The sequence below is a fragment of the Frateuria defendens genome, assembly GCF_001182895.1.
GTDB lineage: Bacteria > Pseudomonadota > Gammaproteobacteria > Xanthomonadales > Rhodanobacteraceae > Frateuria_B > Frateuria_B defendens.
In genome coordinates this window covers 23,213-46,795 of sequence record NZ_LFQR01000027.1, presented here as the reverse complement: position 1 = coordinate 46,795, position 23,583 = coordinate 23,213, and the positions used below count along the sequence as shown (strand labels likewise).

General features: G+C 71.1%; 19 protein-coding genes. 11 read left to right on the top strand and 8 right to left on the bottom strand.

What is annotated here, in order from left to right; translation table 11 throughout:
- Nucleotides 1-68: 68 nt before the first annotated feature.
- A complete protein-coding gene (locus ACH65_RS03850) occupies nt 69-3,143 on the top strand; it encodes a ligand-binding sensor domain-containing diguanylate cyclase (protein WP_153242468.1) in 3,075 nt (1,024 codons plus the stop codon).
- A 31-nt stretch (nt 3,144-3,174) separates the two neighbouring features.
- Here ACH65_RS03850 and ACH65_RS03845 read toward each other — a convergent pair whose 3' ends face one another.
- The 3 genes from ACH65_RS03845 to ubiH all read right to left on the bottom strand — a co-directional run bounded on the left by ACH65_RS03845 (nt 3,175) and on the right by ubiH (nt 6,495).
- Nucleotides 3,175-3,963, bottom strand: coding sequence for a dienelactone hydrolase family protein (locus ACH65_RS03845; RefSeq protein WP_049621262.1), 789 nt, complete (start codon nt 3,961-3,963; stop codon nt 3,175-3,177).
- A gap of 91 nt (nt 3,964-4,054) precedes the next feature.
- Complete coding sequence (locus ACH65_RS03840; RefSeq protein WP_049621261.1) at nt 4,055-5,266, bottom strand: FAD-dependent oxidoreductase; 1,212 nt, start codon at nt 5,264-5,266, stop codon at nt 4,055-4,057.
- Nucleotides 5,263-6,495 (bottom strand): 2-octaprenyl-6-methoxyphenyl hydroxylase, encoded by a 1,233-nt coding sequence (ubiH, locus tag ACH65_RS03835; protein ID WP_049621260.1) that lies wholly within the window; start codon nt 6,493-6,495, stop codon nt 5,263-5,265. The genes ACH65_RS03840 and ubiH overlap by 4 nt, the downstream gene beginning before the upstream one ends.
- Before the next feature lie 103 nt (nt 6,496-6,598).
- On the opposite strand from ubiH, the gene ACH65_RS03830 reads away from it, so the two are divergent.
- The 3 genes from ACH65_RS03830 to ACH65_RS03820 are packed head-to-tail and all read left to right on the top strand — an operon-like array spanning nt 6,599 to nt 8,757.
- The gene (locus tag ACH65_RS03830) at nt 6,599-7,210 is read left to right on the top strand and encodes a hypothetical protein (RefSeq protein ID WP_049621259.1); all 612 of its coding nucleotides are present in this window, start codon (nt 6,599-6,601) and stop codon (nt 7,208-7,210) included.
- Between the two features lie 52 nt (nt 7,211-7,262).
- Complete coding sequence (locus tag ACH65_RS03825; RefSeq protein ID WP_049621276.1) at nt 7,263-7,832, top strand: cob(I)yrinic acid a,c-diamide adenosyltransferase; 570 nt, start codon at nt 7,263-7,265, stop codon at nt 7,830-7,832.
- 7 nt (nt 7,833-7,839) lie between these two features.
- Nucleotides 7,840-8,757: a histone deacetylase family protein gene (locus ACH65_RS03820; protein ID WP_202594137.1), complete on the top strand. Its 918-nt coding sequence runs from the start codon at nt 7,840-7,842 to the stop codon at nt 8,755-8,757.
- Nucleotides 8,758-8,780: 23 nt separating this feature from the next.
- Here the strand turns inward: ACH65_RS03820 and msrB are convergent, their stop codons facing one another.
- Entirely contained in the window at nt 8,781-9,191 is a 411-nt protein-coding gene (gene msrB / locus ACH65_RS03815) for a peptide-methionine (R)-S-oxide reductase MsrB (protein WP_049621257.1), read from the bottom strand.
- Nucleotides 9,192-9,291: 100 nt separating this feature from the next.
- Between msrB and ACH65_RS03810 the strand changes: the two genes are divergently transcribed.
- The 6 genes from ACH65_RS03810 (at nt 9,292) to ACH65_RS03785 (ending at nt 16,386) form a co-directional block, all read left to right on the top strand.
- The gene (locus tag ACH65_RS03810) at nt 9,292-11,760 is read left to right on the top strand and encodes an LPS-assembly protein LptD (protein WP_049621256.1); all 2,469 of its coding nucleotides are present in this window, start codon (nt 9,292-9,294) and stop codon (nt 11,758-11,760) included.
- Nucleotides 11,761-11,800: 40 nt separating this feature from the next.
- The gene (locus ACH65_RS03805) at nt 11,801-13,156 is read left to right on the top strand and encodes a peptidylprolyl isomerase (RefSeq protein WP_049621255.1); all 1,356 of its coding nucleotides are present in this window, start codon (nt 11,801-11,803) and stop codon (nt 13,154-13,156) included.
- Nucleotides 13,157-13,163: 7 nt separating this feature from the next.
- The gene (gene pdxA, locus ACH65_RS03800) at nt 13,164-14,150 is read left to right on the top strand and encodes a 4-hydroxythreonine-4-phosphate dehydrogenase PdxA (RefSeq protein WP_049621254.1); all 987 of its coding nucleotides are present in this window, start codon (nt 13,164-13,166) and stop codon (nt 14,148-14,150) included.
- 144 nt (nt 14,151-14,294) lie between these two features.
- Complete coding sequence (rsmA, locus tag ACH65_RS03795) at nt 14,295-15,083, top strand: 16S rRNA (adenine(1518)-N(6)/adenine(1519)-N(6))-dimethyltransferase RsmA (RefSeq protein ID WP_049621253.1); 789 nt, start codon at nt 14,295-14,297, stop codon at nt 15,081-15,083.
- A gap of 68 nt (nt 15,084-15,151) precedes the next feature.
- A complete protein-coding gene (gene apaG / locus ACH65_RS03790) occupies nt 15,152-15,535 on the top strand; it encodes a Co2+/Mg2+ efflux protein ApaG (RefSeq protein WP_049621252.1) in 384 nt (127 codons plus the stop codon).
- Nucleotides 15,535-16,386: a symmetrical bis(5'-nucleosyl)-tetraphosphatase gene (locus ACH65_RS03785; RefSeq protein WP_049621251.1), complete on the top strand. Its 852-nt coding sequence runs from the start codon at nt 15,535-15,537 to the stop codon at nt 16,384-16,386. Before apaG ends, ACH65_RS03785 begins: the two co-directional genes overlap by 1 nt.
- A gap of 111 nt (nt 16,387-16,497) precedes the next feature.
- Here ACH65_RS03785 and secA read toward each other — a convergent pair whose 3' ends face one another.
- A complete protein-coding gene (gene secA, locus ACH65_RS03780) occupies nt 16,498-19,224 on the bottom strand; it encodes a preprotein translocase subunit SecA (RefSeq protein WP_049621250.1) in 2,727 nt (908 codons plus the stop codon).
- 152 nt (nt 19,225-19,376) lie between these two features.
- A complete protein-coding gene (locus tag ACH65_RS03775) occupies nt 19,377-20,306 on the bottom strand; it encodes a peptidoglycan DD-metalloendopeptidase family protein (RefSeq protein ID WP_049621275.1) in 930 nt (309 codons plus the stop codon).
- 31 nt (nt 20,307-20,337) lie between these two features.
- On the opposite strand from ACH65_RS03775, the gene ACH65_RS03770 reads away from it, so the two are divergent.
- Entirely contained in the window at nt 20,338-20,820 is a 483-nt protein-coding gene (locus ACH65_RS03770; RefSeq protein ID WP_049621249.1) for a DciA family protein, read from the top strand.
- A gap of 202 nt (nt 20,821-21,022) precedes the next feature.
- Here ACH65_RS03770 and lpxC read toward each other — a convergent pair whose 3' ends face one another.
- Both lpxC and ftsZ read right to left on the bottom strand, forming a co-directional pair.
- Nucleotides 21,023-21,937 (bottom strand): UDP-3-O-acyl-N-acetylglucosamine deacetylase, encoded by a 915-nt coding sequence (gene lpxC, locus ACH65_RS03765; RefSeq protein ID WP_049621248.1) that lies wholly within the window; start codon nt 21,935-21,937, stop codon nt 21,023-21,025.
- A gap of 397 nt (nt 21,938-22,334) precedes the next feature.
- Nucleotides 22,335-23,516 carry a cell division protein FtsZ gene (ftsZ, locus tag ACH65_RS03760; protein WP_049621247.1) on the bottom strand — a complete coding sequence of 394 codons (1,182 nt, stop codon included), beginning with the start codon at nt 23,514-23,516 and terminating at the stop codon, nt 22,335-22,337.
- Between the last annotated feature and the right edge of the window lie 67 nt (nt 23,517-23,583).

Sequence of the window (23,583 nt, the reverse complement as noted above, 5' to 3'; positions counted from 1 at the left end):
AACGGAATTGCCATGGCCTTACGTTCCAGACCCACCGCCTTCGCGACCAGGACGTCATGGGCAGGGGCATGTTCCGTATCCCGCCACCGCGCATGATCCGCCACGCCGCCGGCTGCCTGTGCCTCGCCGCGGCCCTGCTGCCCGGCCTGCCGTGCGCTGTGGCGCAGGAGGCCGCGGCCTCGCCCTGGTCCCGCTGGGACAACGTCAACTTCGCCCACCTCACGGTGAAGGAGGGCCTGCCCCACGCCACCACCACCGCCTTCGCGCAGGACCGCAGCGGCCTGATGTGGATCGGCACCTTCGGCGGCCTGGTGCGCTATGACGGCTACCGCACCCAGGTGTTCCGGCAGGCGGCCGAGCCGGCGGCCGGCCTGCCGGACAACTACATCCGCGCCCTGCAGCCGGCCGCCGACGGCAGCCTGATCGTGGGCACCGCCGGCGGCGGCGTGGCGCGCTTCGACCCCTGGAGCAACCGCTTCGAGCACTACGACGCCACGCCCGAGCACGGCACCGGGCCGCACATCTTCGCGCTGGCCCCGGACCACGACGGCGGCTTCTGGATCGCCGGCGAGAGCGGGCTCAGCCACCTCGGCGCGGACCTGAAGACGCTCGTGCGCCTGCCCGCCGGCACCGGCCTGCCGCGGCGCGGGGACGCCACGCTCTTCAGCGTGCTGGAGGACCGCCGGGGCGACCTCTGGGTCGGCAGCGGGCAGGGCCTGTACCGGCGTCGCCACGGCGCCGCCGCGTTCGAGCACGTGCTGCCGGAGGACGCGCAGGCACGCATCGTCCTGGCCGAGGACATCTGGGCCGTCCGCCAGGACCGCGCGGGCAACATCTGGGCAGGCAGCGGCACCGACGGCGTGGCGGTGATCGACCCGCGCGGCCGGGCGCACGTGCCGCCGGGGCTCGGCGGCGACGATCCGGCCGTGCAGCACCGCACCGTGCGCGACCTGATCGAGGCGCCGGACGGGCGCATCTGGGGCGCCACCGACGGCGTGGGCGTGTTCGTCTACGACCCGCGCAAGGGCGGCATCATGCCGGAGCGCCACGACATGGCGCGCGACAGCTCGCTTGGCGGCAACATCGTGCGCGCGCTGTACCTGGACCGCTCCGCCGGCCTGTGGGCGGCCACCGAGGCGGACGCCTCGCGCTGCGACACACAGCCGTCCATCGTGCACACGCTGGACGGCGCGGCGATCTTCGGCGGCCACGGCGAGGTGCCCGACGAGAACGTGCGCAGCGTCTACACCGACCGCCGCGGCACCGTGTGGCTGGGCTTCAACCGCGGCCGCGTCGCCGCGGTCGAGCCGCAGCGCGGCAGCATCCGCACGCTCGTCCTGGGCGGCGGCCAGCAGGACCAGGACGTGCGCTCGCTCGACGCCCTGGACGACGGCCGCATCGTGGTCGGCTCGCGCGGCCTGGTGACCGTGGACCCCGACACGCTGGCGGTGCGCCCCTACCCCGTGCCGGACCTCGACACGCGGCCGGTGCTGGCCCTGCAGGCCTACCGCGGCGGGCTGCTGGCCGGCACCTACAACGGCCTCTACCGGATCGCCCCCGACGGCCGCGTCCAGCACGACCGGCACGCGCCCGGCGACCCGCACAGCCTGGTGGACAACCAGGTGCGCAACATCGCGCCGATGGACAACGGCGACATCTGGGTCGCCACCACCGGCGGCATCAGCATCCTGCGCGCCGGCGGGCGCGGCTACGACAACCTGTTCCACCTCCCCGACGACCCGGCCAGCCTGCCGCAGAACTACGTCGGCTCGATCGTCGCCGCCGGCTCGCGCATCTGGGTCGGTACCTACGGCGGGCTGGCCTCCACCCCGCTGGAGCCGGGGCCCTCCGGCTACCGCTTCGACACCGTGCGCGGCAGCGGCGGCCTGGGCAGCGACAACATCGCCGCCGTGCTGGCCGACCGCTTCGGCCGCCTGTGGACCACCACCGCGAACGGGCTGGCCGTGTACGACCCGGCCAGCCGCACGGCCTTCGCGCTGAGCGAGCGCGACGGCCTGAGCGCGCGCTTCTACAACCACCGCACGGCGGCGCTCGGCCCCGTCGGCGAACTGTTGTTCGGCGGCCTGAGCGGGCTGACCGTGATCGAGCCCGCCGCCGCGGCCGGCGCCCGCGCCAGCGACGCGCCGCTCGCGGTGACCGCCGTGTACGTGGACGAGAAGCCGATCCCCTTCGCGCGCCTGCCGGCCGCCGAGACGCCGCTGCGGGTCGGCGAGAACGCCCGCTCGCTGCGCATCGGCTTCGCCCTGCTCGACTACGCCCCCGGCGACGACGTGCGCTACAGCTACCAGCTGGAAGGCTTCGACGAGCAGTGGATCGACATCGAACCCGGCCTGCCGCCCACCGCCACCTACACCCGCCTGCCCGGCGGCGACTACCGCCTGCGGCTGCGCGCGCGCGTGCCGGGCCTGCATGCGCGCACCGTGGAGACCGGCGCGCCGCTGTCGGTCGCCCTGCACTGGCACGAATACGCCTGGGTGCGGGTGGCGCTGATCCTGCTGCTGCTCGGCGCCGTCTACCTGCTGGTGCTGCTGCGCACGCGCTACCTGCACCGGCGCGCGACCCAGCTCTCGCACCTGGTGCACGAGCGCACCAGCGAGCTGCAGGCCGCCAACGAGCGACTCAACCGCCTGGCCAGCCTCGACGAGCTGACCGGCCTGCTCAACCGGCGCGAGCTGATCCGCCGGCTGGAGTTCGAATACGCGCTCGCCGGCCGGCAGGACAAGCCGCTGTCGATCCTGATGCTGGACCTCGACGCCTTCAAGGCGCTCAACGACACCCACGGCCACCTCGCTGGCGACGCCGCGCTGCGCACCGTGGCCGCGGTGGTCGCCGGCTATTGCCGCAGCGAGGACCACCTCGGCCGCTACGGCGGCGAGGAGATCATGGCGGTGCTGCCAGGTGCCGACCTGGACGCGGCCCGGCCGATCGCCGAGCGCATCCGCGCGGCCATCGCCGCCGCGGCGATCCCCTTCGGCGAGGTGCGCCTGCAGCTCACCGCCAGCATCGGCGTGGCGGCGCTGCGGCCGGGCGAACGCCTGCAGACGCTGATCGCCCGCGCCGATGCCGCGCTGTACCGCGCCAAGCGCATGGGCCGCAACGCGGTGGTGGTGGAAGCGGAGTGAGCGGCGCGGTGCCGCTCGCTTCCGACTCCCCTCAAGGCCGGCCGGCAAAAGCCGCCCGCAACCAGTCCTGCATCAACCGGTAGCTGCGCGCCGCCGCGCGTGCGTCGTAGCGGCAGCCGGCCGAGTGCTGCTCCGTCTCGGTGAAGCAGTGCACGGCGTTGCCCAGCACCAGGAATTCCCAGTCGGCCCGGCTGGCGCGCATCTCGTCCATGAACTTGTCGGCGTCGGGCATGGTGCCGCGGTCGTCCGCGCCGTTCATCGCCAGCACGCGCGCCTTGATGTGCCTGGCCAGCGCGGGATCGTCGGTGGCCAGGCCGCCGTGGAAGGACACCACCGCCGCAAGCTCGGCGCCGCTGCGGGCGAGGTCCAGCACCGCCGTGCCGCCGAAGCAGAAGCCGATCGCCGCCAGCCGGGCGAGGTCGATGGGCGCGTCCGCCGCCTGTGCCTTCAGCTGCGCGAAGGCCAGGTTGACGCGCCGGCGCATCAGCGTGCGGTCGGCATAGAAGGGCTTCACCGTGGCCATCGCCTGCTCGTCGCTGGCCGGGCGCACGGTGGCGCCGTACAGGTCGGCCAGCAGGATCACGTAGTCCTTGCCGGCGATGGTCTCGGCCTTCTTCGCCGCCACGTCGGTAACGCCGTACCAGCTCGGCACCATCAGCAGGCCGGGGCGCCTGGCGGCGACCGCGTCGTCGTACACCAGCACACCATGGAAGCGGGTGCCGGCGTCATTCCATTCCACCGGCTTGTGCACCATCTTCGCCTGGGCGGCGAAGGCGGCGAGGACGAGGGCTAGCACGCAGAACGGTCGGACGAGACGCATGGCGATACTCCTCGGTTGGAAAGCCTGTGCGACTGTTTGGGAGCACGCCTGCGCGCGACCGCTGCGTGAGCGTTTCGCGCGCCAGCGCTCCTTACGAACCCTCCCCCGCCGCGTGCGCGATGAGGCGGCGCTTCAGCGGGGCCAGACCGTCGACCAGCCGCACGCCCAGCCCCCGCGCGGCGACCAGCGGCGGCGACTGCCAGGCGTAGACGCGGGCCAGCAGGTCGAAGCCGCGCGCGTCGAGCGTATCGGCGCTATGCCTGCGGCGCGCGTAGCGGCGCAGCACGTGGGCGGCGGCGATGTCGCGCCCGGCCGCGCGCGCCTCGACCAGCACGTCGCGCAGCTCCGCCACGTCGCGCAGGCCGAGGTTCACGCCCTGCCCGGCCAGCGGATGCACGGCGTGCGCGGCGTCGCCCAGCAGCACCAGCCGTTCGGCCTGGTAGCGCTCGGCCAGCTGCAGGCGCAGCGGGAAGGCGGCGCGCGGCGTGGTGCCGAGGATGCGGCCGAGGCGGAAGTCGCTCGCCACGCCGAGTTCGTCGCGGAAGGCGCGGTCGTCCAGCGCCAGCACGCGCGCGGCCTCCGCCTCGGGCAGCGACCACACGATGGAGCTGCGCCCGTCGGCCAGCGGCAGCAGCGCCAGCGGGCCGCCGGGCAGGAAGCGCTGCCAGGCCGTCTCCCCGTGCGGGCGTTCGGTGGCGACGTGGGCCACCACCGCGCGCTGGGCATAGTCGCGGCCGCGCGTGGCGATGCCGGCCATCGCGCGCAGCGGCGAGCCGGCGCCGTCGGCGGCCACCAGCAGCCGCGCGGCGAGCGCGCCGCCGTCGGCGAGGTCGAGCTGGATGCGGTCCTCGCGCGCGGCGAAGCCGGCCACCTCGGCCGGGCACAGGCGCTGCACGCCGGCCGCTTCCAGCGCCCGCCACAGCGTCCACTGCACCAGGTTGTTCTCGACGATGTAGCCGAGCAGGTCGCGCCCCTCGGCGGCGGCGTCGAAGTCGATGGCTGCGCCGTTCTGCGCGTCCCACACGTGCATGTGCCGGTAGGCGCCGGCGCGCGCCTGACGGATGGACGTCCAGACGTCCAGGCTGTCGAGCAGCGCCACCGACGAGGGTGCCAGGCCCACCACGCGCAGATCCACCTCCTCCCCGGCCCGCCACGGCGCCGGCTCGCGCGCTTCCAGCAGCGCCACGGCGAAGCCCGCGCGCGCCAGCGCCAACGCGGCGGCGGCGCCGACCATGCCACCGCCCACCACCGCCACGTCCAGCGCCGGCCCACGCCGGCGCGCCTCGCTGCGTGGCCCGCTCACGGCAGGCGCTCCAGCACGGCGCGCGGCGGCTCGCCGCGGAAGCCCATGCCGCGCCGGGCCAGCGCGCGGCGCAGCGGCGGCAGGTGGTCCACCGCCAGCAGCGCCAGCGAGCGCAACGGGGCCAGCGCCGGCAGTTCCAGGCAGGCCAGCTGTACCAGGCCGTGGCTCATCGCCATGGTACCTTCGCGGTCGGGCGCGCGCCGCGCCGCGTAGCCGGCGAGCAGCGCTTCCGCGCCCGGGTCGGCGGCACCGGCGACCAGCTCGGCCAGCGTCAGCGCATCGCGCAGGCCGAGGTTGAAGCCCTGTGCGCCGATGGGGTGCACGGTCTGCGCGGCGTTGCCGACCAGCACCGCGCGCGGCGAGGCGAGGCGGGCGGCCGCCACGCGGCGGATCGGGTAGGCATGGCGCCGGCCGGGCCGGCGCAGCCGCCCCAGCCGCCAGCCGAAGCGCTGCTGGGCCAGCGCGAGGAAGCCTTCGTCGTCCAGCGCCGCCACCGCATCGGCCGCGTCGGCCGGCACGGTGAGCACCAGCCCGCAGCGGCCCTCCGCCAGCGGCAGCAGGGCTACCGGGCCGCCATCGGCGAAACGCTCGTAGGCGCGGTGCGCGTGGCCGCGCTCGGGCTGCACGGTGCACACGAACAGGGTCTGCGCGTAGTCGTGGCGCTCGGCGGCGATCCCCAGCCGCTCGCGCACGAAGGACTCGGTGCCGTCGGCGCCGACCAGCAGCGGCGTATCCAGCGTGCGCACGCCCCCGGCGCCGCGCACCTGCGCGCGCCAGCCGCCGGGATGCGGTTCGAGCGCCTCCAGCGTGGCGGGGGCGAGCCGGGCCAGCCGGGTGCAGGCGTCGAGCCGGCGCAGCAGGGCGCCGCCCAGCTCGCGCGCGGGCAGCGTCCAGCCCAGCGCGTCCACGCCCATCTCCGCCGCCTCCAGCCGCACGCTGCCGAACTCGCCGGCGCGGCTGACGTGGATGTGGCGGATCGGCGTGGCGGCCGCGGCGGCATGCGGCCACACGCCGATCGCCGCCAGGCCGTTGACGGTGGCGCGTGCCAGCGCGAGGTTGCGCTCGTCGTAGCTGGGCTGGGCGTCCGGGCGCGGCGCGGCGCTCTCGACCAGGGTGGCGGCGACGCCGGCCGCGTCCAGCGCGATCGCCAGGCTGGCGCCGACCAGGCCGCCGCCGACGATCAGCACGCCGGCCGCGTCGCGGCGGGGGGAAGTATCCAGGGCAGTCATGGGCGCCGATGATACGCGCTGCGCCTCGCCGCGGCCGCATCGGGCCGGCCGGCTTGGGCTACACTTTGCGCCTGCAACCGCCTGTAACGACGGAGTTCCCCCGATGACCACGACGCAGATCCAGCGCCTCGGCATTTTCCTCGCGCTCGCCCTGGTGATGGCCGCCACCCGCCAGCACCACGTGTGGCATCACTTCGATGCCCTGCCGGATGCCTCGTGGAGCGTGTTCTTCCTGGCCGGCTTCTGGCTGCGCGGCGCCGCGCGCTGGGCCTTCCCGCTGCTGATGGCGCTGGCGGTGTTCATCGACTACCTGGTGATCAGCGGCCAGGGCATCCCGTTCTGGAGCCACTACTGCGTCTCGCCCGCGTACTGGTTCCTCGTCGCCGCCTACGGCACGCTGTGGCTCGGCGGCAGCTGGCTGGCCAAGCACAGCGGCGGCAAGCCGAGCTTCGCCACCCTGGGCCTGGCCGCGGCGGCCCTGCTGGTGAGCGAGGGCGCCTGCTACCTCGTCTCCAACGGCAGCTTCTACTGGCTGAGCGACAGCGTGCCGCGGCCGCGCAGCTTCGGTGCCTGGGCCGCCAACCTCGGCGACTGGTACCTGCCCTTCCTCACCAGCACCGCGCTGTACGTCGCCATCGGCGCCGTGCTGTACGTGCTGATGCACATGCTGGCGCGCACGCTGGGGCACGCGAGCCGCCAGGGCCAGCGCCACTGACGTCCGCGCGGACGCGCCTGCGTCCGCCCGGATGAACCTCGCGGGCCAGCCGATGGGCCATCGCCTCTCCAAGATCTACACCCGCACCGGCGACGACGGCAGCACCGGGCTCGGCGACGGTTCGCGCGTGCCCAAGGATTCGCTGCGCGTGGCCGCCTACGGCACCGTCGACGAGCTCAACAGCGCGCTCGGCATGGTGCTGGCCTGCGAAGGCGCGAACGAGGCCGTGCGCGAGACGCTGGTGCAGGTGCAGCACGACCTGTTCGACCTCGGCGGCGAGCTGTGCGTGCCCGGCATGGCGCTGGTCGAGGACGCCGACGTGGCACGGCTGGAGCGCGTGCTGGACGCGTTCAACGCGCCGCTGCCGCCGCTCAAGGACTTCATCCTGCCCGGCGGCGGCATGGCCGCCTCCTGCTGCCACCTCGCCCGCACCGTGTGCCGCCGCGCCGAGCGCGACGTGGTCGCGCTGGCGCGCGCCGAGGCCGTGCGGCCGCCGGTGCAGCACTACCTCAACCGGCTGTCCGATCTGCTGTTCGTGATCGCGCGCGTACTGGCCCGCGCCGGCGGCCACGGCGAAGTGCTGTGGCAGCACCAGCGCCGCCGCAAGCCGGATGCCCGCTGAGCGCATGCTGCGGCTGTACACCCACCCCGCCTGCCTGGAACACGACCCGGGCCCCGGCCACGTCGAGCTGCCGGCACGCCTGCGCGCGGTGCTGCACGCGCTCGACCACGACCGCTTCGCCGCGCTGGACCGCGTGGAAGCCCCCCGCGCCACCCGCGAGCAGCTGTTGCGCGTGCACGAGGCCGCCTACGTGGAGCGCGTGCTCGCCGGCGCGCCGCTCACCGGCACCAGCCAGCTCGGCGAGGACACGCCGATGTCGTCCGGCTCCGCCGAGGCCGCGCTGCGCGCCGCCGGCGCCGTCTGCGCGGCGGTGGACGCGGCGCTCACCAGCCACGCGCACCGCGCCTTCTGCGCCGTGCGCCCGCCCGGCCACCACGCCACGCCGGCGCAGGCAATGGGCTTCTGCCTGTTCAACAACGTGGCCATCGGCGCCGCCCATGCCCTGGCCGCGCATGGCTTGAAGCGCGTGGCCATCGCCGACTTCGACGTGCACCACGGCAACGGCACCCAGGCGATCTTCGAGCGCGAGCCGCGCGTGCTGTTTGCCTCCAGCCACCAGTCGCCGCTGTACCCGGACACCGGCAGCGAGGAGGAGCGCGGCGTAGGCAACATCGTCAACGCCACGCTGTCGCCGGGCGACGGCACCTACGCCTTCCGCGAACTGTGGCAGGCCGTGCTGCTGCCCCGCCTGCACGCCTTCCGCCCGCAGCTGCTGCTGGTCTCGGCCGGCTTCGACGCCCACCACGCCGACCCGCTGGGCGACCTGCGCCTGGGCAGCGAGGACTACGCCTGGATCACCGAGCGGCTGGTGGAGGTGGCGCGCACGCATGCCGGGGGGCGGCTGGTGTCGACGCTCGAGGGCGGTTATGACTTGGGTGCCTTGGCGGCTTCGGCGAGTGCGCACGTGGCGGCGTTGATGGACTGAACGCCGGCCGGCGGCGGCCCCGTTCAGGGCCCGGCCGCCGGCTCGAAATCCAGCGCCACCGAATTGATGCAGTAGCGCAGGCCCGTCGGCTTCGGGCCGTCCGGGAACACGTGCCCCAGGTGCGACTCGCACTGCGCGCAGCGCACCTCGACCCGGCGCATGCCGTGGCTGTCGTCCTCGTGCAGACTCACCGCCTCGCGCGTCACCGGCTGGAAGTAGCTCGGCCAGCCGGAGCCGGAGTCGTACTTGGCGGCGGAGGTGAACAGCGGCGCCCCGCAGGCCACGCAGGTGTAGGTGCCCGCCTCGTGATGGTCGTACCACTTGCCGCTGAACGGCGGCTCGGTGGCGGAGCAGCGGCAGACCGCGTACTGCTCGGGGCTCAGCGCGCTGCGCCATTCGGCATCGCTGCGGGCCGGCTTGGACTCGTCGCTCATGGCTGAATCTCCTCAAGGGGGTAAGGGGCCTTAGCTCCTGCCTCAAATGGGGGCTTTCTGCTAGTTTTACGAGCCTTGCCTCCACGACAGACCCGCCATCGTGACAGCCTCGCCCGTCTCCCCGCGCCCGCGCCAGCTGCCGCCGCGCCGCCTGCTCGCGGCCGCCGCCGCCTTCGCCCTGTTCGGCGGCCAGGCCTATGCCGACCCCGCGCAGAAGCAGCAGGCGGCCGGCCCGGACTCGACCCCGGGCCGCCCGGTGGGGGTCGAGGCGAGCTGTCCGCTCGGCTCCTTCCGCTGTGCGCCGCGGCCGGTCAGCTACGCCATGTGCCGGCCCAACGCGCTGCTGGAGTTCTACGACCCGGCGCTGACGCGCGACAGCACGCTGCGCGAGACCAGCAACACCAACGTGCAGGCCCAGCACGTGGACAGCTCCGACCAGACCGTCTACAAGCTCACCGGCCAGGTGCGCATCGAGCGCGCCGACCAGCTGCTGCATGCCGACGTCGCCCACTACAACGACGACACCACCGACTACGACGCCCAGGGCAGCGTGCGCTACCAGGATTCCGGCCAGCTGATGGCGGCCGACCACGTGCGCGGCAACAACGAGCAGAACCGCGGCATCGCCGACAACGTGAGCTACCAGCTGCTGCAGTCGCGCGGCAACGGCACCGCCACGCGCGCCAACATGCTCGACGCGCAGCGCACCGACTACACCCAGGCCACCTTCTCCACCTGCGACATCGGCCACCACCTGTGGGAGATCCGCGGCAAGAGCATCAAGACCGACAAGAACACCGGCGTGGGCGTGGCCCGCAGCGCCACCATGCGCTTCGCGCACGTGCCGATCCTGTACCTGCCCTATTTCACCTTCCCCATCGACGACCGGCGCAAGAGCGGCTTCCTCACGCCGATGATCGGCAACACCAGCCGCGCCGGCTTCATGGTCAGCACGCCCTACTACCTGAACCTGGCGCCGAACTACGACGCCACCCTCGACCCGCGCCTGTATACCCAGCGCGGCCCGATGCTGGGCGGGGAGTTCCGCTACCTGCTGCCGACCTCCAACGGCATCCTGAACTTCGAGTACCTGCCGAACGACCGCGGCACCTACGACGCCAACGATCCGACCGCGCAGAACACCCAGGGCGACAAGCGCTGGATGCTGCACATCCTGGACAGCACCCACCTGGTCGGCCCATGGTCGCTGAGCGCCAACATCAACCGCGTCTCCGACCGCAATTACCTGCGCGACTTCGGCAACGACATGTTCTACAACGGCCAGGTCGCCATGCTCACCTCGAGCACGTACATCAACGGCGGCGGCAACTGGTGGAACGCCTCCTTCGGCGTGGACAGCTACCAGAACGCCGACCCGTACCTGCCCGACAGCATCGTGCAGTACAAGCGCTGGCCGCGCGCCACCCTGGGCCTGGACCTGCCGATCACCCGCTGGCTCGAGTTCGGCATGGACGACGAAGCGGTGGCGTTCAAGAAGGACAACGTGGTCGAGGGCAAGCGCCTCGACCTCGAGCCCTACCTGGCCGCCGACTTCCGCGGCGCGTCCTGGTTCGTGCGGCCCAAGCTGGCCTACCGCTACACCGCCTACCAGCTGGACGGCGGCTACGACCAGTACGGCTACTACGGCCGCCTGGGCGGCAGCGACACCACGCCGTTCAACAGCCGCACGCCCAGCCGCTCGCTGCCCATCGCCAGCCTCGACAGCGGCCTGGTCTTCGACCGCAGCACCTCGCTGTTCGGCAAGAGCTACACGCAGACGCTGGAGCCGCGGCTGTACTACCTGTACGTGCCCTACCGCAACCAGAGCAACCTGCCGCTGTTCGACACCAACCTGATGTCGTTCGACTACTGGCAGCTGTTCTCGCCGAACCGCTATTCCGGCGCCGACCGGCAGATGGACGCGAACAACCTCACCGCCGCGCTCACCACCCGCCTGCTCGACGACAACGGCGTGGAGCGGCTGGCCGCCAGCATCGGCCAGATCCACTACTTCTCGACCCAGAAGGTGCAGCTGCCGAACTCCAACACCACGGTCACGCCGCCGGTGAACTGGACCAAGTCGGACTACGTGGTCCAGCTCAACATGCAGCTCAGCGACCAGTGGCGGCTCAACACCTCCTACCAGTGGAACCCCGAGACGCGCCTGACCGACCTCGGCGTGCTCGAGCTGCAGCGGCGCCTGGGCGGCGACGGCATCATCAATTTCTCCTACCGCTACCGCCGCACGCCGGGCACCCGCCAGTCGCTACTGGAACAATACGACGCCTCGGCGGTCTACCCGATCTCCGATCGCTGGCGCGCCCTGGCCCGCTGGACGTATTCGGTGAAGCAGCGCCGCACGGTGGAGGCCATGGCCGGCTTCGAGTACGACAGCTGCTGCGTCGCCTTCCGCGTGCTGGAGCGCCATTACGTGAACGGCTACAACTACGCCACCACCGACACCCATACCAACAACGCGATCATGTTCGAGCTGGAATTCAAGGGCCTGGGCGCGTTCAATAGCCAGACCGAGGATTTCCTGCACCGTGCTATCCTCGGCTATCAATAAACGTCCCCGCCGCCGCGCGGCGACCGAAGGTTCCTGACAGATGAAGCAAGCCCTCGCGCTGTTCATGCTCGCGGCCGCCGCGGGCACCGCCCTGCCCGCCCACGCCCAGCTGCTGCCCCAGGCCGCCACGCCGGCGCCTGCCGCGGGCAAGCAGCCGCTCGACCGCATCGTGGCGGTGGTGGACGAGGACGTGATCCTGCAGAGCGAACTCAACGAAGCCGTGCGCACGGTGCAGCAGCAGTACGCCAGCAATCCCGGCCAGCTGCCGCCGCTGGATGTGCTGCAGCGCCAGGTACTCGACCGCCTGGTGCTGATGAAGCTGCAGGTGGCGCGCGCCAAGGACCAGGGCATCCGCGTGGCCGACGCCGACGTCGACCAGGCCGTGGGCGCCGTGGCGCAGCAGAACAACATGTCGGCCGACCAGCTGCGCGCCGCGGTGGAGCAGGAGGGTTCCTCCTTCGCCGCCTTCCGCGAGCAACTGGCCAACCAGCTGACCATGCAGCGCCTGCACGACAGCGTGGTGCGCGACTCGGTCAACATCACCGACAGCGAGATCAACAACCTGCTCGCCAGCCCGACCTACAAGGCGGGCGAGGTGCACCTGGCGCACATCCAGGTCAGCATCCCCTCCGGCGCCGACGCCGCCGCCATCCAGGCCGCGCAGAACAAGGCCGCGCAGGCCATCGCCGCGATCAAGGGCGGGCTGGATTTCAACGCCGCCGCGATCCGCTTCTCCGACGCGCAGGACGCCCTCGACGGCGGCGACCTCGGCTGGCGCCGCATGGACGAGGTACCGCAGGCCTTCGCCGACACCGTGTCCGGCATGAAAGCCGGCGACGTCAGCGCCGCACTGCGCGGCCCCACCGGCTTCCACATCATCAAGCTGATCGCCCAGCGCGCGCCCAGCCGCCAGGTGATCACCGAGTTCCACGCCCGCCAGATCCTGATCAAGCCCAGCGAGCTGCTGACCCCGGCCCAGGCCGAGCAGAAGGCGCAGGACCTGTACAACCAGATCACCGGCAAGCACGGCGATTTCGCCCAGCTGGCGAAGGACAACTCCAAGGACCCCACCACCGCCAACGCCGGCGGCGACATGAACTGGTTCGCGCAGAACGAGTGGGGCTCCACCATCGCCAACGAGATCGTCCAGCTCAAGGATGGCGAGGTGTCCAAGCCGTTCCAGAGCGAGGCCGGCTGGCACATCCTGCAGCGCCTGGGCTCGCGCCAGAGCGACCGCACCGACGAGATTGCCCGCAACGAGGCGCGCCAGGCCATCGGCAACCGCAAGGCCGAGCAGGCCTACGACGACTTCCTGCGCCAGCTGCGCGCCGACGCCTACGTGAACATCCTGGTGCCGGAGCTGCGCAACCCGGACGCCCAGACCAAGTCCTCCTGAGGCCGGCTTGAGCGGCGCCCTGCCCCGGCTCGCCGTCACCGCGGGTGAGCCGGCGGGCGTCGGCCCCGAGCTGCTGGTCCGCCTGGCCGCCACGCCGCTGGCGGCCGACCTGGTGGCCGTCGCCGACCGCGGCCTGCTGGAGCGCGCCGCCGCACGCTGCGGCGCGCCACTCGAACTGATCGACGACGACGGCCGCCCGCTCGCCGAGCGCCGCCCCGGCAGCCTGCGCGTGCGCCACCTGCCGCTGGGCGCGACCGAGCACCCCGGCCAGCCCGATCCCCGCAACGCCGCCTACGTGCTCGCCACCCTGGCGGAGGCGGCGGATGGCTGCCTGGCTGGCCGCTACGGCGCCGTGGTCACCGCACCGCTGCAGAAGTCCTCGATCATCGACGCCGGCTACCGCTTCGTCGGCCACACCGAGTTCTTCGCCGAACGCGCCGGCAGCGAGGTGGTGATGATGCTGGCCAGCCCCGAGCTGCGCGTGGCGCTGGCCACCATCCACATCCCGCTGGCCGCGGTGCCGGCGGCGATCACGCCGGCATCGCTGGAGCGCACGCTGCGCATCGTGCATGCGGCGCTGCGCGAACGCTTCGGCTTCGCCGCCCCGCGCATCGCCGTGCTCGGCCTCAACCCGCATGCCGGCGAGGCGGGCCACCTGGGGCGCGAGGAGTTGGACACCATCATCCCGCTGCTCGAGCGCCTGCGCGCCGAGGGCATGCAGCTCATCGGCCCGCTGCCGGCCGATACCGCCTTCGTGCCGGCCGTGCGCGAGCGCTACGACGCCGTGCTGTCGATGTACCACGACCAGGCACTGCCGGTGCTCAAGAGCGAAGCCTTCGACCGTACCGTCAACCTCACCCTGGGACTGCCCTTCGTGCGCACCTCGGTCGACCACGGCACCGCGCTGGACCTCGCCGGCAGCGGCCGCGCCGACCCGTCCAGCCTGATCGCCGCGGCGAAGATGGCGCTGGCCCTGCTCGAACCCGCCCGGTAGGGGCGCGCCTGCGCGCGACCGCTTCGGGCTTGCCTGGCGACCGGCCATAAGGCGGTCGCGCGCAAGCGCGCTCCCACAAATGACCCCGGCCCGATCCGAAGGCCGGCCCGATGGCCCCGGCCTGACCCTCCAAGAACGACTGCCATGACCGCCCGCCCCAAGAAACACTTCGGCCAGCACTTCCTGCACGAGAAGCGCTACATCGAGCGCATCGTGTCCTCCATCGCGCCCCGCGACGGCGACTGCGTGGTCGAGATCGGCCCCGGCGAAGGCGCGCTCACCCTGCCGCTGCTGGCGGCGGCCAAGCGGCTCACCGCGATCGAGCTGGACACCGACCTGATCCCGCTGCTGGAAGAGCGCGCCGGGCCCGTCGGCGAACTGGCGATCATCCACGCCGACGTGCTCAAGGTGGATTTCACCGCGCTCGCCCGCCAGCTCGGCGCCTCGCGGCTGCGCATTGCGGGCAACCTGCCCTACTACATCTCCAGCCCGATCCTGTTCCACTGCGTGGAGCACGCCCAGGCCATCGAGGACATGCACTTCATGCTGCAGAAAGAAGTGGTGGACCGCATGGCCGCCGAACCCGGCAGCAAGGTCTACGGGCGCCTCTCGGTGATGCTGCAATTGGCCTGCCGCGTGGTGCCGCTGTTCACCGTGCCGCCGGGCGCCTTCCGTCCGCCGCCCAAGGTGGACTCGGCGGTGGTGCGGCTGGTGCCGCTCCCCGCGCACGAACGCCACGAGGCCGACCCGGCGCGGCTGCACGCGATCGTAAAGGCCGCCTTCGCGCAGCGGCGCAAGACGCTCGCCAACGGCCTCAAGCAGTTGCTCGACGAGGAGGCCATCCGCCGCGCCGGCGTCGATCCCAAGGCGCGGGCGGAGACCCTGGCGCCGGCCGATTTCGTGCGCCTGGCCCAGGTGGCCGCCGGGGCGTGACGCGCCTGCGTTCAGCCACGCGCGTGCACGCTCTGCCCCGTGCAGGACGCAAGCCGTACAATTCGCCCATGACCGAGAAATCCCCCTACACCATCGACGTGCAGGTCCAGACGCGCTTCGTCCCCGACCAGTCCAAGCCCGAGGACAACCGCTACGTCTTCGCCTACACCATCACCATGCACAACGCCGGCGAGGTGCCCGCGCGCCTGCTCGGCCGCCACTGGGTGATCACCGACGCCAACGGCAAGGTGGAAGAGGTGCGCGGCGACGGCGTGGTCGGCGAGCAGCCGTGGATGCGCCCCGGCGACCAGTTCGAATACACCTCCGGCGCAGTGCTGGAGACCGCCGTGGGCACCATGCAGGGCAGCTACCACATGCTGGCCGACGACGGCACGCGCTTCGAGGCGCAGATCCCGTCCTTCACCCTCTCCATTCCGCGCACCCTGCACTGATGGCCACCTATGCGATCGGCGACGTGCAGGGGTGTTATCCCGAGTTGCAGCGGCTGCTGGAGAAGCTCCGCTTCGATCCCGCGCAGGACAAGCTGTGGTTCTGCGGCGACCTGGTCAACCGCGGCGGGCAGTCGCTGGAGACGCTGCGGCTGATCCACGGCCTGCACGAGCAGTCCGTGGTCACCCTGGGCAACCACGACCTCAGCCTGCTCGCCATCGCCGAACGCAAGCCCGACGCCCAGGCCCGGGTGAATCCCGAGCTGCGCTCGGTGCTGTTCGCCGAGGACGCGCCCGCGCTGCTCGACTGGCTGCGCGGCCAGAAGCTGCTGCACCACGACGAGGCACTCGGCTGGACCATGGTGCATGCGGGCCTGGCGCCCTCCTGGACGCTGCGCCAGGCGCAGCGCGCGGCGCAGGAAGTGGAGCAGGAGCTCGCCGGCCCGCGCCACGCCCGCCTGCTCAAGAACCTGTTCGGCAACCGGCCGGCCAGCTGGTCGAGCCGGCTGCAGGGCATCGAGCGGCTGCGCGCCTCGATCAACATGCTGACCCGCATGCGCTACTGCGACGCCAACGGACGCATCGACTTCGAGGCCAAGGGCATGCCCGGCACGCAGCGGGCCGGGCTCTATCCGTGGTACGAGGTGCCCGGCACGCGCCGGCGCGAGACGCGCATCATCTGCGGCCACTGGTCCGCGCTGGGCCGCTTCGCCGGGCTTGGGATCTACGCCATCGACACCGGCTGCGTCTGGGGCGGCCAGCTCACCGCCATGCGCATCGACGGCGAGGAGCCGCAATACATCGCCGTGCAGGCCGACCCGCACCGCAAGCGCCCCTCCGGCGGCGGCGACTGACCCGCGGCGGCGTAGCCGCAAAGCACGACGCGGCGCAGGGTCGCTGCGCCGCGTCGGCAAGATCCGGTTTGCAAGGCGAAGCGGGGCATCGCGCCGCCGCCCCGCTCCTCTTCAGGTCAGCTGCCCGTGGCAGTGCTTGTACTTCTTGCCCGAACCGCACGGGCAGGGATCGTTGCGACCCACGCGCGGCAGCGCCTGAGCAGCCGGCGCGCGCATGCCGGCGGAGGCGGCCGCCTCCGGGTCGGCGCCGAGCGCCTCGACCGGCGCACCGCCGCCGCTGGCCAGCATCTGCTGCTGCAGGCGGCTGGCGAGGCGCTGCTGCTCGGCCTCCATCGCGGACACTTCCTCCTCGCTGCGGATGCGGATGCGCGCGAGCATCTGCACCACCTCGGCCTTGATGCGCTCGAGCATCTGCGAGAACAGGTTGAAGGACTCGCGCTTGAACTCCTGCTTGGGCTGCTGCTGCGCATAGCCACGCAGGTAGATGCCCTGGCGCAGGTAGTCCATGCTGGCCAGGTGCTCCTTCCAGGCGTTGTCGAGCACGCTCAGCATCACGTGCTTCTCCAGCTGGCGCATGGTCTCGGCGCCGACCTGCTCCTCCTTGGCGCGGAACATGTCGTCCACCCGCGTGCGCACGTGCTCGAGGATCGCCTCGGCGTCCAGCTCGTGCTGCTGCTCGACCCAGTGCTTGAGGTCCGCCTGCAGGCCGAGCTCGCTCTCCAGCTCGCGATCGAGGCCGGCGATGTCCCACTGCTCGTCGATGCTGTCGGCCGGCACGTAGCGGCGCACCAGGTTCTCGACCGTGTCGGCGCGGATGTCGGCGATGGCGTCGGCGATGTCCTCGCCTTCCAGCAGCTCGTCGCGCTGGGCGTAGATCACCTTGCGCTGGTCGTTGGCGACGTCGTCGAACTCGAGCAGGTGCTTGCGGATGTCGAAGTTGTGCTGCTCGACCTTGCGCTGCGCCTTCTCGATCTGCCGGCTGATCATGCGATCCTCCAGCGCGTCGTGCTCCTTCATGCCGAACATGCGCATCCAGCGGCCGACCCAGTCGCCGGCGAAGATGCGCAGCAGGTTGTCCTCCAGCGACAGGTAGAAGCGCGAGGAACCCGGGTCGCCCTGGCGGCCGGAGCGGCCGCGCAGCTGGTTGTCGATGCGGCGGCTCTCGTGCCGCTCGGTGCCGATGATGTGCAGGCCGCCGGACGCCAGCACCTGCTCGTGGCGCTTCTTCCAGTCGGCCTTGACGCGGGCGCGGTCGGTCTCGCTGGCGTCCTCCGGCAGCGCGGCCAGCGCCGCCTCCAGGCTGCCGCCGAGCACGATGTCGGTGCCGCGGCCGGCCATGTTGGTGGCGATGGTCACCGAACCGGGCGCGCCGGCCTGGGCCACGATGTGCGCCTCGCGCTCGTGCTGCTTGGCGTTGAGCACCTCGTGCGGGATCTTCTCCTTGTGCAGCAGCCCCGAGAGCAGCTCGGACACCTCGATCGAGGTGGTGCCCACCAGCACCGGCTGGCCGCGCTTGTGGCAGTCCTTGATGTCCTCGATCACCGCGCCGTACTTGGCCTGCTGGGCCAGGAACACCATGTCCGCGTTGTCCTTGCGGATCATCGGCTTGTGGGTGGGGATCACCACCACTTCCAGGCCGTAGATCTGCTGGAACTCGTAGGCTTCCGTGTCGGCCGTGCCGGTCATGCCGGACAGCTTCTTGTACATGCGGAACAGGTTCTGGAAGGTCACCGTGGCCAGCGTCTGGTTCTCGCGCTGGATCGGCACGCCCTCCTTCGCCTCCACCGCCTGGTGCAGGCCGTCGGACCAGCGCCGGCCCGGCAGGGTGCGGCCGGTAAACTCGTCGACGATGATCACCTCGCCGTCGCGCACGATGTAGTCCACGTCGCGCTGGTAGAGCGCATTGGCGCGCAGCGCGGCGTTCAGGTGGTGCACGATGGCCAGGTTCTTGGAGTCGTACAGGCCGCTGTCGGCGTCGATCACGCCGGCCTCGCGCAGCAGCTCGTCGGCGTGCGACATGCCCTCCTCGGACAGGTACACCTGCTTCTGCTTCTCGTCGACCCAGTAGTCGCCGCCGCCGTCCTCCTTCTCCTGGCGGACCATGCGCGGCACCACGCGGTTCACCGCGATGTACAGCTGCGGGGAATCCTCGGCCGGGCCGGAGATGATCAGCGGGGTGCGCGCCTCGTCGATCAGGATCGAATCCACCTCGTCGACGATGGCGTAGTGCAGGCCGCGCTGGTAGCGCTGCTCCTTGCTGAGCGCCATGTTGTCGCGCAGGTAGTCGAAGCCGAATTCGTTGTTGGTGCCGTAGGTGATGTCGGCGCCGTAGGCCTGGTGCTTGTCGGCATGGTCCATGCCCGGGTACACCACGCCCACCGAAAGGCCCAGGAAGTTGTACAGCTTGCCCATCTGGGCGGAGTCGCGGCGGGCCAGGTAGTCGTTCACCGTGACCACGTGCACGCCCTTGCCTTCCAGTGCGTTCAGGTACACCGGCAGCGTCGCCACCAGGGTCTTGCCCTCGCCGGTGCGCATCTCGGCGATCTTGCCCATGTGCAGCACCATGCCGCCGATCAGCTGCACGTCGTAGTGGCGCATGCCGAGCACGCGCTTGGACGCCTCGCGCACGGTGGCGAAAGCCTCCGGCAGCAGCTTGTCCAGCGTCTCGCCGGCACCCAGGCGCTGCTTGAATTCGTCGGTCTTGGCGCGCAGGGCCGCATCGTCCAGCTTGCCGAACTCGGATTCCAGCGCGTTGATCCGCGCCACGTTCCTGGAAAGCTGGCGCAGCACGCGCTCGTTGCGGCTGCCGAAAAGGCTCGTCAGTGCACGGTTGAACATCGATGTTCCGGATAAGAAGAGACGGGATCGCCGCCATGGGCGCGGGCGAAAGGGGCATGGTACTACACCCTGCCCGATTGCCCGGGATGGCGGCGGCGGCGGCCGGATTCAAGAGCGCGGGCGGTCCGCCCGCGCCGGGCCACGCCTAGTGGCTAGTGGTGGGAGCGCGCATAGGCCAGCGGATTGACCACGCGGCCCTTGTACCAGACCTCGAAATGCACGTGCGGGCCGGTCGAGCGGCCGGTGGAGCCGGCGCGGGCCAGCGCGTCGCCCACGTGCACGCGCTGGCCCGGGTGGACCAGCAGCGCGCTGTTGTGCGCATAGCGGGTCATGTAGCCGTTGCCGTGGTCGATCTCCACCACGTTGCCGTAGCCGCTGCGCACCCCGGCGTAGCTGACCATGCCTTCGGCCACCGCATGCACCGGCGTGCCGCTGGGGGTGGAGATGTCGATGCCGGTGTGGCGGGCGCTGTGGCCGCTGAACGGGTCCGGCCGGCCGCCGAAGTAGGAGGAAATGTAGCCCTCCACCGGCATGCCGGCGGGCTTGAGGCTCGATTCGATGCGCGCGTCCAAAAGATAGCTCTGCAACACGGACAGCTGCGCCTGCTGGCGCTCGAACTGCTCGGCCAACTGGTCGATGCCGGTTTGCAGGCTAGGCGGCAGCGCATAGGCGCCGTCGCCGCCGTCCTCCACGCCGCCGAGCGCGGGCGGCTGGTCGAAATCGAATTCGCCGTCGTCGAGCTTGCCGACCTGGGTCAAGCGCTCGCCCAGCGCGTCCAGGCGGGTGGACTCGGCCTGCAGCTGGCCGAGCTTGAGCGCCAGGGCGTCGAGCTGGCGCTGGGAGTCGGCGCGCACGTCGGCGAGCTGCGCCTTCTGCCGCTCGACCTGCTGCTGCAGGCCTTGCACCTCATCCAGCGCGCGGTCGTGGGGACTGGCCACGGTCAGGGCCACCGCCGCCCCCAGCCCGCCGCAGCCGAACAACACGCACAGCGCCGCCGCGGCGAGGCGCCAGCGCAGGCGCCGGCTGGTCAGATCGAAGCTGCGGGGCACTTTGTTGCTGCGGGATACGAATATGATTTGCATACGTTCAGCGTTCACGTCGAAGATGTCGGTCATGCGGCACGCCCCCCCTCCCGTCCCCTCTCGCCCGGCTGCCGGACCGAAGTCCGTCACCGAATGCGCCGCCTTCGCGACGCTGGCCCGCAAGGCCGGCGAATTGGACGCGCTGGACCGCGCGCTGCGCCAGACGCTGCCGACGCCGTTGCGCGACCAGGTGCGATTCGCCCAGTTGCGCCACGACCGCCTCGTCTTCCTGGCATCCTCCCCGGCCTGGGCCTCGCGCCTGCGGCTCATGCAAACGCAGCTCCTTGCCACCGCGCGCGCCCTCGGCACGCACGCCAGTTCGGTTACCGTGAAAGTGGCCCCCTTGCCGCCGGTCACTGTGGAACCGGATCGGTCAAAACCCCTTTCGCCAGCCGTGGCCGTCCACCTGCGGACCGCCGCGGCCTCCCTCGCGGACCCAGAGCTGCGGGCCCAGTTCCTGGCACTGGCGTCCATCGCCGAAACGTCGGATTCCCCTCCCGGAGGCCGCCGCTAGCGGCACCTCCAGCCTTGCCCGGACGCGCGGAGCCTCGACCGGGCTCCAGGGCAAGCCCCGGTTATAGCACGGCACGGCGCCGGGGACAGCCCGGGATGGGCAAGATGCGCGGATCCGTCTACGGCCGGCCTGTGACCGGGCACAAAAAAACCGCATCCGAGGATGCGGCTTTTCCGTAGCGGCCGGGCCGAAGCGTCGGGCTTCAGACCGCCTGCGCGGGATGGGCGTAGGAGATCGGCGCGGTGGCCGGATCGTCCTCGTAGCTCACCTCTTCCCAGGCCGTGGCGTCGGCCATCAGGGTGCGCAGCAGCTTGTTGTTGAGCTCGTGGCCCGACTTGTGGGCGTAGTACGCACCGACCAGGCTGTGGCCGAGCAGGTAGAGATCGCCGATGGCGTCGAGGATCTTGTGCTTGACGAACTCGTCCTCGTAGCGCAGGCCGTCCTCGTTCAGCACGCGGTAGTCGTCCAGCACCACGGCGTTGTCCATCGAGCCGCCCAGCGCCAGGTTGTGCTCGCGCAGCATCTCGATGTCGCGCATGAAGCCGAAGGTGCGCGCACGGCTCACTTCCTTCACGAAGGAGGTGGTGGAGAAGTCGATCTCGGCGCGCGAGGTGCGCTTGGAGATGATCGGGTGGTTGAACTCGATCGAGAAGCCGACCTTGAAGCCCTCGAAAGGTTCGAAGCGGGCCCACTTGTCGCCTTCCTGCACCTTCACCGGCTTCTTGATGCGGATGAAGCGCTTGGCGACGGTCTGCTCCTCGATGCCCGCCGACTGCAGCAGGAACACGAAGGGACCGGCGCTGCCGTCCATGATCGGCACTTCCGGCGCGGACAGGTCCACGTAGGCGTTGTCGATGCCCAGACCGGCCATCGCCGAGAGCAGGTGTTCGACCGTGGAAACGCGCACGTCGCCGTTCACCAGGGTGGTGGACAGGCGCGTATCGCCGACCTTGTCGGGGCGCGCATGGATTTCCACGGGCGGATTGAGATCCGTGCGGCGGAAGACGATGCCGGTATTCGGGGCCGCCGGGCGCAGCGTCATGTAGACCTTGTCGCCAGTGTGCAGGCCGACGCCGGTCGCACGGATGATGTTCTTGAGCGTACGCTGCTTGATCATTATTTAGGCACTCGTTAAAGAGAGAGCAGCCAACCAGGGGAGGGATGCTAACACAGTCTTAACCTCCAAAAAAAGCAAACCACCCGGTACAGACTGTTCACCGCTTCATACTTTTTTCATGCCACAGGCGTCTCCACCTGCGGCAGCGCCTTCGCCACGGCCCACGGCCGTCCGGCGAAAAACCGCCTCGCGCCGGGACGGGACAGGCCGGCGCAAGGCGTCGATGGACCCCGGCCATGCGGCCGGCGCCCTGCTGACGCATCCATCCTTAGAACGCGCAGCTGGCAGCGTTCGCTGCCCTCGGCAGGTCCTTGGCACCCACCCCGGCCATGCCGGCGCGTTTTTCCTCAGACCCTGCCTGCGGGCAAAACGTTCAATCTTTTTTTACATTTCCTCGTTAGTCGGCCTGACGGCGCAGAAACGCCGGAATGTCCAGATAGTCCAGGCTCGTGTCGCCGCCCTTGGCCGGCGCCTCGCCGCGGGGGCTGGTGCTGACCACCGTCTCGGGCTGGGCGTAATCGACCACCTCGTTGCCGGTGCCGGTACGCAGCATCACTGGGCGCGGCCGCTGGCGCATTTCCACCTGCTGGGTGGCGGCCGGGCGGATCGGCTGGCGGGCCGCGGCACGGTTGAGACCGGTGGCGACCACGGTGACGCGCACGTCGTCCTGCATTTCCGCATCCAGCGAGGTACCGATCACCACGGTGGCGTCTTCGCTGGCGTAGTCGTGGATGATGCGGCCAATCTCGTCAAATTCGCGCATGGTCAGGTTGGGACCGGCGGTGACGTTGACCAGGATGCCGCAGGCGCCGTTGAGGTCGACGTCCTCCAGCAGCGGGTTCTTGATCGCCGCCTCGGCCGCGGCCTGGGCGCGGTCGTCGCCGCGGGCGGTGCCCGAGCCCATCATGGCCAGGCCCATCTCGCTCATTACCGTGCGCACGTCGGCAAAGTCCACGTTGATCAGGCCCGGGGCGGTGATCAGGTCGGCGATGCCCTGCACGGCACCCAGCAGCACGTCGTTGGCGGACTTGAAGGCGTTGAGCAGGGTGACCTCGCGGCCGAGCACGCTGAGCAGCTTCTCGTTAGGCACGGTGATCAGCGAATCCACGTGCTGGGACAGGTCCTCGATGCCCTTGAGCGCCACCTGCATGCGCCGGCGGCCCTCGAACGGGAACGGCTTGGTGACCACCGCCACGGTGAGGATGCCCTTCTCCTTGGCCAGCTGCGCCACCACCGGCGCCGCGCCGGTACCGGTGCCGCCGCCCATGCCGGCGGTGATGAACACCATGTCCGCGCCCTCGAGCATTTCCTCGATGCGCTCGCGGTCTTCCAGTGCGGCCTGGCGGCCCACTTCCGGGTTGGCGCCCGCGCCCAGGCCCTTGGTCACGTTGGCGCCCAGTTGCAGGTGGGTGCGCGAGCCGCAATTCTTCATGGCCTGCGCATCGGTGTTGGCGACGATGAAATCGACGCCTTCGACATTGGCGTTGAGCATGTGCGCCACGGCGTTGCCGCCGCCGCCGCCCACGCCGATGACCTTGATGACTGCGTTCGGTGCCAGTTTTTCGATTAGTTCGAACATTTCCCGTCCTCCGTAGAGCCTTCGTTGTCGTTGTGACTGCCGGGCGCGACTCCTGTCGCTCCGGAAG

What these genes read in the sequence shown, in the direction of transcription:
- ACH65_RS03850 (WP_153242468.1), top strand. Translation starts at nt 69, where the DNA reads ATGTTCCGTATCCCGCCACCGCGCATGATCCGCCACGCCGCCGGCTGC.
- ACH65_RS03845 (WP_049621262.1), bottom strand. Translation starts at nt 3,963, where the DNA reads ATGCGTCTCGTCCGACCGTTCTGCGTGCTAGCCCTCGTCCTCGCCGCC.
- ubiH (WP_049621260.1), bottom strand. Translation starts at nt 6,495, where the DNA reads ATGACTGCCCTGGATACTTCCCCCCGCCGCGACGCGGCCGGCGTGCTG.
- ACH65_RS03830 (WP_049621259.1), top strand. Translation starts at nt 6,599, where the DNA reads ATGACCACGACGCAGATCCAGCGCCTCGGCATTTTCCTCGCGCTCGCC.
- ACH65_RS03825 (WP_049621276.1), top strand. Translation starts at nt 7,263, where the DNA reads ATGGGCCATCGCCTCTCCAAGATCTACACCCGCACCGGCGACGACGGC.
- msrB (WP_049621257.1), bottom strand. Translation starts at nt 9,191, where the DNA reads ATGAGCGACGAGTCCAAGCCGGCCCGCAGCGATGCCGAATGGCGCAGC.
- ACH65_RS03805 (WP_049621255.1), top strand. Translation starts at nt 11,801, where the DNA reads ATGAAGCAAGCCCTCGCGCTGTTCATGCTCGCGGCCGCCGCGGGCACC.
- rsmA (WP_049621253.1), top strand. Translation starts at nt 14,295, where the DNA reads ATGACCGCCCGCCCCAAGAAACACTTCGGCCAGCACTTCCTGCACGAG.
- apaG (WP_049621252.1), top strand. Translation starts at nt 15,152, where the DNA reads ATGACCGAGAAATCCCCCTACACCATCGACGTGCAGGTCCAGACGCGC.
- ACH65_RS03785 (WP_049621251.1), top strand. Translation starts at nt 15,535, where the DNA reads ATGGCCACCTATGCGATCGGCGACGTGCAGGGGTGTTATCCCGAGTTG.
- secA (WP_049621250.1), bottom strand. Translation starts at nt 19,224, where the DNA reads ATGTTCAACCGTGCACTGACGAGCCTTTTCGGCAGCCGCAACGAGCGC.
- ACH65_RS03775 (WP_049621275.1), bottom strand. Translation starts at nt 20,306, where the DNA reads ATGCAAATCATATTCGTATCCCGCAGCAACAAAGTGCCCCGCAGCTTC.
- ACH65_RS03770 (WP_049621249.1), top strand. Translation starts at nt 20,338, where the DNA reads ATGCGGCACGCCCCCCCTCCCGTCCCCTCTCGCCCGGCTGCCGGACCG.
- lpxC (WP_049621248.1), bottom strand. Translation starts at nt 21,937, where the DNA reads ATGATCAAGCAGCGTACGCTCAAGAACATCATCCGTGCGACCGGCGTC.
- ftsZ (WP_049621247.1), bottom strand. Translation starts at nt 23,516, where the DNA reads ATGTTCGAACTAATCGAAAAACTGGCACCGAACGCAGTCATCAAGGTC.